Origin of the sequence: Pseudomonas sp. P116 (assembly GCF_020149425.1) — a bacterium.
Lineage (GTDB): Bacteria > Pseudomonadota > Gammaproteobacteria > Pseudomonadales > Pseudomonadaceae > Aquipseudomonas > Aquipseudomonas anatoliensis.
Genome location: NZ_JACVHB010000003.1, coordinates 63503 through 76611, shown reverse-complemented (window position 1 = coordinate 76611; position 13109 = coordinate 63503). Strand labels below are relative to the sequence as shown.

The 13109-nt window shown below is 59.4% G+C and carries 13 protein-coding genes; 4 read left to right on the top strand and 9 right to left on the bottom strand.

What is annotated here, in order from left to right; all coding sequences use genetic code 11:
- Positions 1-144 precede the first annotated feature (144 nt).
- From ICA15_RS10780 to ICA15_RS10765, 4 genes are all read left to right on the top strand, one after another.
- Complete coding sequence (locus ICA15_RS10780) at positions 145-1428, top strand: aspartate aminotransferase family protein (protein WP_210553531.1); 1284 nt, start codon at positions 145-147, stop codon at positions 1426-1428.
- Positions 1429-1678: 250 nt separating this feature from the next.
- Positions 1679-2035, top strand: coding sequence for a type II toxin-antitoxin system RelE/ParE family toxin (locus tag ICA15_RS10775; protein ID WP_210553532.1), 357 nt, complete (start codon positions 1679-1681; stop codon positions 2033-2035).
- Positions 2028-2348, top strand: a complete 321-nt coding sequence (locus tag ICA15_RS10770; protein ID WP_150617752.1) for a helix-turn-helix domain-containing protein — start codon at positions 2028-2030, stop codon at positions 2346-2348. The genes ICA15_RS10775 and ICA15_RS10770 overlap by 8 nt, the downstream gene beginning before the upstream one ends.
- A gap of 108 nt (positions 2349-2456) precedes the next feature.
- Positions 2457-2615, top strand: a complete 159-nt coding sequence (locus ICA15_RS10765; RefSeq protein ID WP_003228885.1) for a YqaE/Pmp3 family membrane protein — start codon at positions 2457-2459, stop codon at positions 2613-2615.
- A 136-nt stretch (positions 2616-2751) separates the two neighbouring features.
- Here ICA15_RS10765 and ICA15_RS10760 read toward each other — a convergent pair whose 3' ends face one another.
- The 9 genes from ICA15_RS10760 to ICA15_RS10720 form a co-directional block, all read right to left on the bottom strand.
- The gene (locus ICA15_RS10760) at positions 2752-4560 is read right to left on the bottom strand and encodes a S9 family peptidase (protein WP_210553533.1); all 1809 of its coding nucleotides are present in this window, start codon (positions 4558-4560) and stop codon (positions 2752-2754) included.
- Complete coding sequence (gene pqqE / locus ICA15_RS10755) at positions 4526-5686, bottom strand: pyrroloquinoline quinone biosynthesis protein PqqE (RefSeq protein WP_224450873.1); 1161 nt, start codon at positions 5684-5686, stop codon at positions 4526-4528. The genes ICA15_RS10760 and pqqE overlap by 35 nt, the downstream gene beginning before the upstream one ends.
- On the bottom strand, positions 5658-5933 hold the full coding sequence (gene pqqD, locus ICA15_RS10750) for a pyrroloquinoline quinone biosynthesis peptide chaperone PqqD (RefSeq protein WP_150593702.1): 276 nt from the start codon (positions 5931-5933) through the stop codon (positions 5658-5660). The genes pqqE and pqqD overlap by 29 nt, the downstream gene beginning before the upstream one ends.
- On the bottom strand, positions 5930-6682 hold the full coding sequence (pqqC, locus tag ICA15_RS10745) for a pyrroloquinoline-quinone synthase PqqC (protein ID WP_210553535.1): 753 nt from the start codon (positions 6680-6682) through the stop codon (positions 5930-5932). The genes pqqD and pqqC overlap by 4 nt, the downstream gene beginning before the upstream one ends.
- Before the next feature lie 134 nt (positions 6683-6816).
- Positions 6817-7728, bottom strand: coding sequence for a pyrroloquinoline quinone biosynthesis protein PqqB (gene pqqB / locus ICA15_RS10740; RefSeq protein WP_150601849.1), 912 nt, complete (start codon positions 7726-7728; stop codon positions 6817-6819).
- A gap of 81 nt (positions 7729-7809) precedes the next feature.
- Positions 7810-7884: a pyrroloquinoline quinone precursor peptide PqqA gene (gene pqqA / locus ICA15_RS10735; protein WP_003422658.1), complete on the bottom strand. Its 75-nt coding sequence runs from the start codon at positions 7882-7884 to the stop codon at positions 7810-7812.
- A gap of 158 nt (positions 7885-8042) precedes the next feature.
- The gene (gene pqqF / locus ICA15_RS10730; RefSeq protein ID WP_210553536.1) at positions 8043-10448 is read right to left on the bottom strand and encodes a pyrroloquinoline quinone biosynthesis protein PqqF; all 2406 of its coding nucleotides are present in this window, start codon (positions 10446-10448) and stop codon (positions 8043-8045) included.
- 38 nt (positions 10449-10486) lie between these two features.
- Positions 10487-11281 (bottom strand): carbon-nitrogen hydrolase family protein, encoded by a 795-nt coding sequence (locus ICA15_RS10725; protein ID WP_210553537.1) that lies wholly within the window; start codon positions 11279-11281, stop codon positions 10487-10489.
- A gap of 12 nt (positions 11282-11293) precedes the next feature.
- Positions 11294-12976 carry a flavin monoamine oxidase family protein gene (locus ICA15_RS10720; RefSeq protein WP_150617744.1) on the bottom strand — a complete coding sequence of 561 codons (1683 nt, stop codon included), beginning with the start codon at positions 12974-12976 and terminating at the stop codon, positions 11294-11296.
- Positions 12977-13109: the final 133 nt, after the last annotated feature.

Genomic DNA, 13109 nt, shown 5'->3' with positions numbered 1-13109 from the left:
TAAATCGAAATGGCCCGAGGCCGTCAGTGCGCCTAGTCTAACCGCAATCACAAGGCTTACAGGGCCAGAGCGCGCGATGAATAGCTTTTGCTGCGACAGTGTTTGCATAGGCAGTTCAAAAAACCTCGAACGAGGTTTTTTCCAATGAATTTGTTCAATCTGCGGCGCCCTGCGCCAAGCCTCGATGACCTTGTCTTCGATGCCGAGCATTCCGATGCGCATGACAGCCTGAATAGCGATCGCCTGATGCCGAGCGTTGAACGGCCGCAGCAGGTTTTCGTTCGGGGTCAGGGGTCGTGGCTGTGGGACAGCAACGATCGCGCTTACCTCGATTTCTCCCAGGCCGGCGGCGCCAATAGTCTTGGCCACAGTCCTTCGGCTTTGGTCAAAGCCATCGCCAGTCAGGCCCAAGCGCTGATTAATCCCGGTTTCAGTCTGCACAACCGCGGCATGCTCAGCCTCGCCGAACGGCTGTGTGCCAGCACCTCCAGCGATCAGGCGTACCTGCTCAACAGCGGCAGCGAAGCCTGCGAGGCGGCGATCAAACTGGCACGAAAGTGGGGTCAACTGCATCGTGGCGGCGCCTCGCGAATCATTGTGGCCAGGCAGGGTTGTCATGGTCGTAGTCTGGCGACGATCTCGGCGTCGGACAGTTGCAACCTGCACAATCGCTTTGCACCGCTGCTGCCGGGATTCGATCTGGTGCCGTTCAACGATCTGTCGGCGCTGCATGACGCCGTCGACGCGCAGACCGTGGCGATCATGCTTGAGCCGATCCAGAGCGATGCCGGGGTTGTCCCGGCGACCGATCGCTACCTCAAAGGTGTCGAACGCCTGTGCCGCGAACTGGGGATTCTGCTGATCCTCGACGAAGTGCAAACCGGCATCGGCCGTTGCGGCACCTTGCTTGCCGAACAGTCCTACGGCGTGCGCGCCGACATCGTCGTGCTCGGCAAAGGCTTGGGCGGTGGCGTGCCATTGGCGGCGCTGCTGGCGCGCGGCAAAGCTTGCTGTTTCGACGAGGGCGAACTGGGCGGCACGCATCATGGCAACGCACTGATGACCGCGGCAGGGCTGGTGGTGCTCGACAGCGTTCAGGATCGCGCCTTCCTGCAACAGGTTGGGGACAACGGCCAGCATCTTCGTGAAGGCCTCGCACGGCTGGCGCATCGTTATGATCACGGCGATCTGCGCGGGCAAGGCCTGTTCTGGGGTTTGACCCTGTCGGATGATTCAGCAGATGCCGTAGTCAAAGCAGCGCTGCATGAAGGGCTGATACTCAACGCCCCACAAGCCAACTGCCTGCGCTTCACCCCGGCACTCAGCGTCAGCAAGGCCAACATCGACGAAATGCTCCTGCGCCTGGCCCGGGCCTTCTCCCGAGTGCGCACCGCACAACTGCAATGCCGCAAAGGGATTGCCGTCTGACCCGATCTTTCCCACCCGATTTCATGAACCGTCTCGCGGTATAACGCACGCCCCACGCCTGATTCTTTTGGCGTGGGGCGTTTTTTTGTGGCCGGATTTTGCCAAATCGATTTAGCGCTTGAGAGATAGTTGAGCCAATGCTTTTTTAGAAAGGGGCCTGCAGGGAATGCGGGTGCCAGTGAACCGATGTCGTAGAGGTCGGGCTTTGTGATCTGTACCACTAGGTGGTATATATTTGGAAGGGATACCGATGTCTTTCAGGTTGTTCAAGACCAAGGGTTTCGCGATACAGGCCGGCAGAGCATGGATATCTGATGGGGAGCTCAAGGAAGCATTTGTCCAGATGCTCGATGGTCAAGCAGACGATCTTGGCGGTGGCGTATGGAAAAAACGCCTCAATTCCAACCGTCACCGTTCGCTTGTTTTGGCAAAAGGTGGGCGCTATTGGATCTATCAAGTGCTGTTTGCCAAGCAGGATCGAAGCAATATCAGCCCTGCGGAGTTGAAGGATCTACGCAAGTTGGCGAAGGTCTACGCGCAGCTTACCGAAGTCCAAATCCAGGGATTACTGGCTATGAAGGAGTTTGTGGAGATATTTCATGAGTAAAAAATTCAAGAGTGAAGTTTTTGAATCCATACATGAGTCGGCCAGTGCCCTGCTTTCCGTGGGTGCAATCAGTAAGGCGACGATGCGAGAGTTCGATGATTCATGTCTGGCAACGGTTCCTGATGCGATTCAGGCGGATCAGATCAAAGCGTTGCGAGAGCGTAATAATGTCAGCCAACCAGTGTTTGCGCGCTATTTGAATACCAGTGCCTCGACAGTCAAGCAGTGGGAATCTGGCGACAAACACCCAAGCGGAATGGCGTTGAAGTTACTTAGCATTGTGCAAAAACACGGGCTGCAGATTCTTGCCTGAGCTGGCAGTGCGCTATTAATGCTGCAATTGGCACTGAACCCTGACGAACGGCACGGGTCATTAGCGTGTATGGCTCAAGCGAGCCAACCCCCAATCAGGAGCTGACCCATGGATTTCATTCGTATCATCATCGCCATTCTGTTGCCGCCACTGGGTGTGTTTCTGCAGGTCGGATTTGGCGGAGCATTCTGGCTGAACATTCTGCTGACGTTGTGCGGTTACATTCCGGGGATCGTGCACGCGGTGTATATCATCGCCAAGCGTTGAGCCCGGCGGCGCCAGATAGATAGCTATCGCGAGCAGGCTCACTCCTACAAAGGGATTTATGCGGTTCACAAATTCTTTGTAGGAGTGAGCCTGCTCGCGATTGGGGCACCGCTATTCAGACGGGTGGGCGCAGCTTTCAGTCCGCCAATCCCATCACCCGCCGATAAAACGTCCACTCCCGCTCCAACGCATGCGCCTGATTCACCGCTCGACGAAAGCCGTGGCGTTCGTCGGCGTAGTAGTGCGCCTCGACCGGAATGCCGTTCTGCTCCAGCGCCGTGACCATGTCGCGGGTTTGTTGCGGGACGACGACGGCGTCCAGTTCACCCTGAAAGAAAATCACCGGCACGCGGATATTGCTTGCGTGGAGCAAGGGTGTGCGGGCGGCGTAGCGCTCGGCGTCCTGTTCGGGATCGCCTATCAGCCAGTCCAGGTAATCGCCTTCGAACTTGTGCGTTGCACGGGCAAGGGCGACCGGATCGCTGACCCCGTAGAGGCTGGCGCCGGCGCGGAACACTTGATGGAAAGCGAGAGCGCACAGCGTCGTGTAGCCGCCAGCGCTGCCGCCACGGATGAACGCGCGATCACCGTCGATCAGGCCTTGTCTGGCGAGATAGTCGACCACGGCGCAGGCGTCTTCGACATCGACGTCACCCCAACTCAGATGCAACGCCTGTCGATATTCCCGGCCATAGCCGCTGCTGCCGCGATAGTTGAGATCGGCGACGGCGAAGCCGCGTTGCGTCCAGTATTGGATGCGCGGATCGAGCATCGGGTAGCAGGCCGAGGTCGGGCCGCCATGGATGAACACCACCAGCGGCGGCTTCGTTTCACCACTCATCGCCGGATAAAAGAACCCGTGCGCCTCGCCCGAACCGCTTGGGTAGCGCAGGGTTTGCGGGCGGCTGATGCGTTCGGCGGACAGCGGCGCAACGCCGCCGGCCAGCACTTTTACTTGATGGGATGCGCGGTCAATGGCGATCACCGCCGAAGGGCTGATCGGCGAGGCTGCGATGCAATAGATGAATCGCTCATCCAGTGCCAGATGCCGGAAGCGGCTGTAATCGCCGGTGAAGTCTTCGTCGTTCAAGGCGAGGCGACCGAAACCACCTTCACTCCAACTGGCCAGATAACCATCAGCCAGTGGCAGCCAGGTGCAGCCGCCCATTTGCCACGGCGCAGGCGCGTGATCCGCTTGCGCGCTGGGCAATGGCTGGAATCCATCCATTGATTCGACATAAGGCTGCCAAAAGCCCGCGCGGTCGGTCAGACAGTAAAGCTGTCCTTTTGCGTCGAAACGCGGCTGTTGAATCGACTCTTCAATGGCGTCACCCGCTACGCAGCGGGGCGCTGAAATGCTTTGCCCGGAACGCTCGGCCACCATCAAACGGGTTGACGTCCACGGTTGATGCGGACGGCTCCATTCAATCCATGCCATTCGCTGCCCATTTGGACTGATGGTCGGCGCGGCATAAAAATCCGCACCCTCGGCCACCAGGCTGCGCGTGCCATCGGCCAGAGCGATTGCGACCAGTCGATGTTGATCACCATTTTCCTCGACTGCCAGAATCTGGCCGTCGGCAAAATTCACATCGCCATAGCGGCACTCGCCTGATGTCAGCGCCTCGGGCGAGCCATCCAGTGTTTGCCGATAAAGCTGCTGATCCGCCTCATTAACGAAAACCACACCGTCAGGCGTCAGACAAAACGCTCCGCCGCCATATTCGTACACCCGACTGCGCACGCTGAAACCCGTGGGTGTCAGACATTTCGCCACGCCGTCGCGCCAGTGCCAGATTCGGCACGCGGCATCTTCCGGGCGATATTCGTTCCAGAACAAACCGTTGGCACCGAGTTGCAGTTCGGCAAAATCCATTCCGGCAGCGACGGCTTGGGCGGCGCTGAAAGGCTCAGCCTTTAGCGATGAGGCGCGAGTTTCGTTCATTGCGGAAGGCCAGTTGTTCGATGGTTTGGGTGGCGTGCTCGGCTTCTTCGCGGGCCGCAAGGATCACACCGTGATGTTCGGATTTGCTGCACCCCGGGTCGGCGTTGCTCGCATCACCGGTAAGCATGAATGCCTGGCAACGGCAGCCGCCGAAGTCCTTTTCCTTTTCGTCGCAGGAGCGGCACGGCTCTGGCATCCAGTCGTAACCGCGAAAGCGGTTGAAGCCGAACGAGTCGTACCAGATGTGCTGCATGCTGTGGTCGCGCACATTGGGAAATTTTACCGGCATCTGGCGGGCGCCATGACAAGGCAGGGCGGTGCCGTCCGGTGTGACTGTCAGAAAAATACTGCCCCAGCCGTTCATGCAGGCTTTCGGGCGTTCTTCATAGTAGTCCGGGGTCACGAAAATCAGCTTGCATGGATGCCCTTCGGCTTCCAGTTTGGCGCGGTATTCGTTGGTGATGCGTTCGGCGCGGACCAGTTGCTCTTTGGTCGGCAACAGACCGACACGATTGAGCTGCGCCCAACCGTAGAACTGGCAAGTGGCGAGCTCGACGAAGTCGGCTTCCAGCGCAATGCACAGCTCGATGATGCGGTCGATCTTGTCGATGTTGTGCCGATGAGTGACGAAGTTCAGCACCATCGGATAGCCGTGGGCCTTCACGGCACGGGCCATTTCCAGCTTCTGCGCGAAGGCTTTTTTCGAGCCGGCGAGCAGGTTGTTCACTTGCTCGTCGCTGGCCTGGAAACTGATCTGGATGTGGTCGAGGCCGGCCTTCTTGAAGTCGCTGATTTTCTGCTCGGTCAAGCCGATGCCAGAGGTGATCAGGTTGGTGTAGAACCCCAATTTGCGCGCTTCAGCTATCAGCTCGGCGAGGTCCTGGCGCACCAGCGGCTCACCACCAGAAAAGCCCAACTGCGCCGCGCCCATCTCCCGTGCTTCGCGAAATACCTTGATCCACTGTTCGGTACTCAGCTCTTTACCCTGCTCGGCGAAATCCAGTGGATTGGAGCAGTACGGGCATTGCAGCGGGCAGCGATACGTCAGCTCGGCGAGCAGCCACAGTGGCAGACCGACCTCGGGCTTGGGCGGCAGATCAGTCAAGAGTGATCCAGTGCTGCGCACGGGCAACCTCCATGAATTGCTCGATGTCATCACCGAGCTCGGGCACGCCGGGGAATTGCTCGTCGAGTTTGGCGATGATCGCCGCGACATCCCGTTCACCGTCAATCAAACCACCGATCAGCGCGGCCGTCTCGTTGAGTTTGATCATGCCTTCGGGGTACAGCAGCACGTGGCCTTTTTGCGCCGGTTCGTACTGGAACCGGTAGCCGGGACGCCAGGTCGGGGTCTTGCTGCGGTCGAAACTCATAAGGTGATTCCTTTATGCCAGACGCGTTGCTCGGTCACGCTGTGATATGGCGGGCGGTTCAGTTCGTAGGCCATGCTCATGGCATCGAGCATGCTCCAAAGAATGTCCAGTTTGAACTGGAGAATTTCCAGCATGCGCTCCTGGCCTTCGCGCGTCTTGTAGTGTTCCAGCGTGATCGCCAAGCCGTGCTCGACATCGCGCCGTGCCTGGCCGAGGCGAGTGCGGAAGTACTCGTAGCCGGTCGGGTCGATCCACGGGTAATGCTGCGGCCAACTGTCCAGACGCGATTGGTGAATCTGCGGCGCGAACAGTTCGGTCAATGAGCTGCTGGCGGCTTCCTGCCAATTGGCGCGGCGGGCGAAGTTGACGTAGGCATCGACGGCGAAGCGCACGCCGGGCAACACCAGTTCCTGCGAACGCAGTTGATCAGGGTCGAGGCCGACAGCCTGGCCGAGCCGCAGCCACGCTTCGATACCGCCATCTTCACCGGGGGCACCGTCGTGATCGAGCAGGCGCTGAATCCACTCGCGGCGGATTTCGCGATCCGGGCAATTGGCGAGGATCGCCGCATCTTTCAGGGGGATGTTCACCTGATAGTAGAAGCGGTTGGCGACCCAGCCCTGAATTTGCTCGCGGGTGGCGCGGCCTTCGTACATCGCCACATGGTACGGATGGTAGATGTGGTAATACGCGCCCTTGGCGCGCAGGGCTGCTTCGAATTCTGTAGGGGACATTGGCGTATCAGTCATGTCTGTTCTCCGGGAACAACCATTGGATTCTGTGGTGTCTGTCAGGACGCCATCGCTGGCAAGCCAGCTCCCACAGATTTTGCGTACGCCACAGAACCTTGTGGGAGCTGGCTTGCCAGCGATGGGGCCATCAGCTACAGCACAATACTCATGCCATCGAACGCCACTTCAACATCACGCCGCGCCAGTTCCGCGCGCTCCGGCGAATCTTCATCGAGAATCGGGTTGGTGTTGTTGATGTGGATAAGCACTTTGCGCTGTTCGGGCAATTGCTCCAGCACTTCGAGCATGCCGCCGGGGCCGTTCTGCGCCAAGTGGCCCATCTCGCGACCGGTGCGGGTGCCAACGCCTCGGCGCTGCATTTCATCGTCATCCCACATCGTGCCATCCACCAGCAGGCAATCGCTGCCGGCCATGATCTCCAGCAGCGGCGCGTCGACCTTGCCCAGGCCCGGCGCGTAAAAAAGTTTGCCGCCAGTGTTCACGTCTTCGACGATCAAGCCGATGTTGTCGCCTGGGTGCGGGTCGAAGCGGTGCGGCGAGTAGGGCGGCGCGGCGCTGCGCAATGGCAGTGGGGTGAAGCGCAGGTTCGGGCACGCGGCAACGGTGAAGCTCTGGTCGAGCTCGATGCGGTTCCAGTTCAACCCACCGTTCCAGTGGGTGAGCATCTTGAACAGCGGAAATCCTGTGCTCAGGTCTTCATGAACCATGTCCGTGCACCAGACCTGATGCGGGCAGCCTTCGCGCAGGCTGAGCAGACCGGTGGTGTGGTCGATCTGGCTGTCCATCAGGATGATCGCGCTAATGCCGGTGTCACGCAGGGCACGGCCCGGTTGCATCGGGGCAAAGCTTTGCAACTGCGCGCGGATGTCCGGCGAGGCGTTGCACAGCACCCAGTTCACGCCGTCATCGGAGATGGCGATGGACGATTGGGTGCGGGCCTTGGCATTCAGGCTGCCGTCGCGAAAACCTGCGCAGTTGACGCAATTGCAATTCCACTGCGGAAATCCGCCACCGGCGGCCGAACCCAGAATCTGGACGAACATGAACGCTCCATCATTTCAACGCTGAAAATAAAACGCCCCGGCGAACCGAGGCGTTGCACTGCAATTCTGACGAGGCAGAACTCAGCGGCTGGCGAAGTACATGGTGACTTCGAAGCCGATACGCAGGTCGGTGTAAGCAGGTTTTGTCCAGGACATAGGGTTACTCCTCAGGTGGTGGATGGGATAGCGCTGTCCATAGGTATAGTCCACGGCAGCGCGGGGATGTTCCAAATAGTTAGGCGGCTATGTTACTCAAAATTTCAACGTGATTGCCCGTGAATATTCGAGAAAGCTCGTTGCAGCCTCGGTAATGATCACTTTGCCGCTTGCCACGGAGCGCCGAGCGGCGAATCGCTGGCGAGGCAGAGCCAGCCACCCTCGGCGTGGTTCAGTCGTTGCGCGGCTGCGAGTAATGCCGGGCGTTCCAGCGAATTGATCGCGCTGACCAGTTGCGGTAGATAATCCGACGAGTGGCCAGCAAGTCTGGCCTGCCACAGCAGTTCGGCCACATCTTTGGTCGATAGATTTTCGTCGCTGAATTGATCGGCGAGGTTCTGCCGTTGCTGGACGAGGTCCGTCGCATCAATGAGCGAAGGAAGCTCTTCAATAAACTGCTGAATATGGCGGAGCAATTCTACCGGCGCGGACGTCGGCGATTGCACGCCGAACAGCAACCCGGTCTGGCCATGCATCTGCCGCAGAGTGCTGAACACCGCGTAACCCAACTGCAACTCGACCCGCAGGCGTTGGTAGAACGGCGTCTGACACAACTGCGCGAGCAGGCGCCAAGCGGCTTCATCAGCGACATTGCGACTGGCAGTTGGACAGAACAGCAACAACGCGTGTTCGCTGGACGCGGTGTCGATGTGGCGCCACAGGTGTTGGCCATTGATCGCCGACGGAGCCGGTATTTGAGTGTCAGGTGTCCCGGGAATGCGGCTCAGGGCCAGACCCATGGCTGATTGGGTTTGCGCACCAAGGCCCAACGCCAGGCCGTCCCAGCGGGAAGTTGTCCACAGGTGCTGGGCATTGCCAGAAGTTTCTACAGAGGGGAGACAGTGTTCAGGCAAGGCCTTGAGCAATTGGCGGATCGCTATCAGCGGTGTTTCCGGCTCACCTCGCGCGGAATCGGCGTCAACTTGCGTCAGACATTTCAGCGCATGCTCGAGGACGATCGGCATTGGTTCTTGCAGGCCGGTCAATTTCAGCAGCCATTGATTGCCGGTTGTGCTGAACGACAATTCAACCCCGGCCTGACGTGCGTCGTCCTCTGTTTCCCGAAGGCTGCGTTGCAGTTGCGCTTGCAGGCCCGCGGTGGCTGCCGCTTCCATCTGCCAGCGCAGATAAATCGCGCCTTCATCTCCGTTGTCCGGCAATGCCTGGCTGAACTGCATCGGCGAGCGCTCGCGACGGCCGCGCGAACGATCCTGCGCGAACGTGCGCAAACCTCGGTGAGCGCTGGTTTGTCCGCGGATCAGTCCGGCGTTGGCCAGCGGTTCGTTGGCGCGCAAAAACGGATTGGCAGTCGGCAAACGCCAATGGGCGTTGAAGTTATCCACAGTGCCGATCTCGCCAAGGATATGTTTGAGGGCAGCAACGCCGGTTGCGCTCAGGCCACTTCCCAATTGTTCGCTGCCGAGCCGCGCCAGTTGCAATGCGCCGCTGACCTGCTGCTGACGCGCAAGCATGGCTGCGTATTCCTCAAGTAGCGGCGTCCAGTCCTGATGCGCGAAGAAGCTCAGCCAGTCCCGCACCTGTTCGCCAATACGGTTCAGCGATTCGGAGGGTGCGTTGAACGCTAGGTGCAGCAAGGCTTGGTCAGTAAACTGATACAGCGGCGCCGCTTTCAAACTGTCAGCCAAGCCCTGCTGCTGCAAATACATAAGCAATCCACCGGGCTTGGCGCTGTTCAACGAGTGGCAAAGAAACGCCAACGCTGCAGCGGATGAGTCAGGCAAGGCGTCGAATGCAAACAGCAGATTGCACTGGCGTTCGCCGACCTGTTGATAACTTTTCACCCTTAACGGCGGGGGCGCGGCTTGCGCAACGTTATCCCCAGCCGGCAAAGCCGTCGCGAACGTTTCCGCCAACTCGCGTAGCTGTTCGAGGCTTTGCGGCCCAACCAGACTCAAGGTCATTTGCCCGGTTCGATAAAAGCGCTGATGAAAGTCCGTCAGGGCCTTTTGAAACTCCGGCTGTTCGACCTGGAGAGTGTCGCGATTGCCAGCATGAAAGCCGCGCAATGGATGATCAGCCGGTAAACCTTCGTACAGCGCAAACTGCTGCTGCGCCATCGGATCTTGTGACCAGGCGACAAATTCCGCCTGCAGCACTTCCCGTTCCCGCAACTGCTCGTCCGGATTCATACGCGGCTGAGCGAGCATGTCTGACAGACGCTCAAGTCCCGCAGCGAATGACGATGTCGGCAACTCAAAGAAAAAATCGGTAGTGCGCTCGCGAGTGCTGGCATTTACCTGCCCACCGTGACGCTGCACGTAGGCCATCAGCCCTTCGCTCGAGGGAAAACGCTCAGTACCGAGAAACAGCAAATGCTCAAGAAAATGCGCCAGCCCCGGCCACGCCAGCGGTACGTCATGACTGCCAGCGGCCACCCGCAACGCAGCGGCGCTGCGCTTCAGGCCAGGCACATGACGCAGGGTCACGCGCAAGCCGTTGGCCAGGGTTTCAGTGTGGGGGCGAGGGTGAGTCGGCGCAGGCATGGGCACTTCCAGAACAGTGAAGTGCCAATGCTAGCGGATTAGCGCTTGTTGAGCGCGCCGTAAAGTTCAGGCCGACGATCACTGAGATAGTGATTGGCCGTGCGGGAGCCGACCATTAACTGCCGATCCAGCTCGCCGACGATCAGCGCTTCGTCCAGTCCGGCCTGAGCAATACGGCTGCCGTCCGGCGCGGCGATGCTGCTTTGTCCGCAATAGTGGATGTCGCCCTCATGACCGCAGTAGTTGGCGTAGGCCACGTAGCATTGGTTTTCGAAGGCGCGGGAGCGGACGGTGACATCGGCAACGAAATCGAACGGGATCATGTTCGCCGTCGGCACCAGAATCAGCTCGGCGCCGGCGAGGGCTAGCCGTCGGGCGTTCTCCGGGAATTCGAGGTCGTAGCAGATCAGGAAACCGAGTTTCCAGCCGTTGAGCTCCACCACCGGAACCTCGTCTCCACCGGCGCTGAACATCGACCGGTCAAGATCCCCGAACAGATGGCTCTTGCGGTAATTGCACAGGCGCTCGCCGTGGGAATCGATCAACTGCACGGCGTTGTAGATCTGAGCGTCGGCAGTGCGCTCGGGATAACCGTAGACGATCGCCAGGCCAGCGGCTTTGGCGATCCGGCCGATCTGTTGCGCCCATTCACCGTTGTAGACCTCGGCCAATGTGCTGACCGCTTCGGCGCCAATGTTGTAGCCGGTCATGAACATTTCCGGCAGCACCAACAGGTCGGCGCCTTTGGCCTCCATCGCCAGCTGATGCAGGCGCTGCAGGTTGGCGGCGGGGTCCAATGGCAACGGGGGACATTGGTAAAGGGCTACACGCATCAGGAATTCCTCTTACTCGGGCAGGGCGATAGGGCCGATGTCTTTGAACACATCACCCGGTCCTGGGTTCTCTTTATGTGTAGCTCCACCGAAATGTTTAATGATCCCCCACACCGCGTTGAGCGAAGTCTGCACCGCGCCTTCAACCCACGCCGGCGTCCACGACACATCGTCACCGGCGATGAAAATCCCGCGTTGCTCGGCCGGCATGTCGTCCTGCATGAAGTGCGCGTACATGCGCTGGTTGTAGCGATAGTGGCCGGGCAGGGCGCCCTTGAACGCGCCGAGAAAGTGCGGGTCGGCTTCCCATGACACGGTGATCGGATCGCCAATAATGCGCGCGGCGATGTCTACTTTCGGGTAGATCTTCTTCAACGCATTCAGCGCCAGCTCTACACGTTTTTCCACCGGGTGCGGGAGCATTTTCAACGCGTCGCTCATCCACGAGTACGACAGGCAAATCACGCCTGGCTTGTCATCACCGTTGTCGAACAGATAGGTGCCACGGGTCAGGCGATCGGTGAGGGTCATGCTCATCAGGTCGCGACCGGTTTCAGGGTCTTTGTCCTTCCAGAACGGTCGGTCGACCATCACGAAAGTCTTCGACGACTGCATGTAGCGAGTGCGGTCGAGCGCCATCCACATCTTTTGCGAGAACAGCGTTTCGTCGCATTCGATCTGGGTGGTCAGCAGCCAGCTCTGGCAAGTGGTCAGGACGGCAGCGTATTCGCGGGTGTCGCCGTTGTTGTCGGTGACAGCGAAACGACCATCGGCTGCATGGGCGATTTTTTTCACGCCGGAACGCGGGGCGCCACGGTGCAGGGATTTCAGGCTGGTGCCTTCTGGCCAGTGAACGCAACGTTCCGGCACATGACGCCAGATGCCTTGCGGCACTTGTTCCACGCCGCCGACCACCAGGTGCTGGTGATCGTCGCAATTGGTCATCACCACGCGGAAGATTTCCAGCATCGAGTTAGGGAAGTCCGAGTCCCAGCCACCCGTGCCGAAACCGACCTGGCCGAACACTTCGCGATGATGGAACGACAGTTTGGCGAAGGCCTCGGAGGTGGCAACGAAGTCGTAGAACGTGCGGTCGTCCCACAGCGGCACCAGGGTGTTCCACAGTTCTTTGAGGCGCGGCACATCACGGTCGCGGATGGCTTGCTGGATATCGGCGAACTGCGAACCGGCTTCCAGCGCGTCCGCCCAGGCGTCAGCTACTTCCTGGAACAGCGCAGGAAGATCCTTCAGGCTTTGTGCGTAATGGGTTTTGCCTTCCAGGTCGATCACGGTGCTGCCGGAGGCCGGCGTCAGCGGGTTCGGGAACGGTTTGGTTTCCAGGCCGAGCTTGTCGACGTAGTGGTAGAACGCGGTAGAAGATACCGGGAAACGCATGCCGCCGAGCTCGGCGACGATACCGTCAGTGCCGTTGAACGCCTGCGAACGCAGGCGTCCGCCCAGCTTCGACGCCTCGTAAACCACCGGTTTCAGGCCCAGCTTCATCAACTCGTAAGCGGCCACCAGACCTGCAATGCCGGCGCCGACAATCGCCACTTCTGCGCCAAGGTTTTGCTCCGGGATGCAGCCGAGGCCAGCCGGGTGTTCGATCCAGTCGTCAAAGGCGAAAGGAAAATCCGGGCCGAAAATGGTGATTGGCTTTTTACCGTCTGCAGGATGGCGATTGTTCTTGTTCATGGCTGACCTTGCTGGCGACCCGACGCGCAATGCGCATCTGAGTATAGGAAAAGATGCCAGCCATTCTAGGGAGCGTAGAACACGTTAATAAGACGCAAAGTGTCGTCGTTTTGCCTATTTACCGATCAAAATG

Bases quoted from the DNA above. Each gene is read 5' to 3' on its own strand.
- ICA15_RS10780 (WP_210553531.1), top strand. From the start codon at position 145: ATGAATTTGTTCAATCTGCGGCGCCCTGCGCCAAGCCTCGATGACCTT.
- ICA15_RS10775 (WP_210553532.1), top strand. From the start codon at position 1,679: ATGTCTTTCAGGTTGTTCAAGACCAAGGGTTTCGCGATACAGGCCGGC.
- ICA15_RS10770 (WP_150617752.1), top strand. From the start codon at position 2,028: ATGAGTAAAAAATTCAAGAGTGAAGTTTTTGAATCCATACATGAGTCG.
- ICA15_RS10765 (WP_003228885.1), top strand. From the start codon at position 2,457: ATGGATTTCATTCGTATCATCATCGCCATTCTGTTGCCGCCACTGGGT.
- ICA15_RS10760 (WP_210553533.1), bottom strand. From the start codon at position 4,560: ATGAACGAAACTCGCGCCTCATCGCTAAAGGCTGAGCCTTTCAGCGCC.
- pqqD (WP_150593702.1), bottom strand. From the start codon at position 5,933: ATGAGTTTCGACCGCAGCAAGACCCCGACCTGGCGTCCCGGCTACCGG.
- pqqC (WP_210553535.1), bottom strand. From the start codon at position 6,682: ATGACTGATACGCCAATGTCCCCTACAGAATTCGAAGCAGCCCTGCGC.
- pqqB (WP_150601849.1), bottom strand. From the start codon at position 7,728: ATGTTCGTCCAGATTCTGGGTTCGGCCGCCGGTGGCGGATTTCCGCAG.
- pqqF (WP_210553536.1), bottom strand. From the start codon at position 10,448: ATGCCTGCGCCGACTCACCCTCGCCCCCACACTGAAACCCTGGCCAAC.
- ICA15_RS10725 (WP_210553537.1), bottom strand. From the start codon at position 11,281: ATGCGTGTAGCCCTTTACCAATGTCCCCCGTTGCCATTGGACCCCGCC.
- ICA15_RS10720 (WP_150617744.1), bottom strand. From the start codon at position 12,976: ATGAACAAGAACAATCGCCATCCTGCAGACGGTAAAAAGCCAATCACC.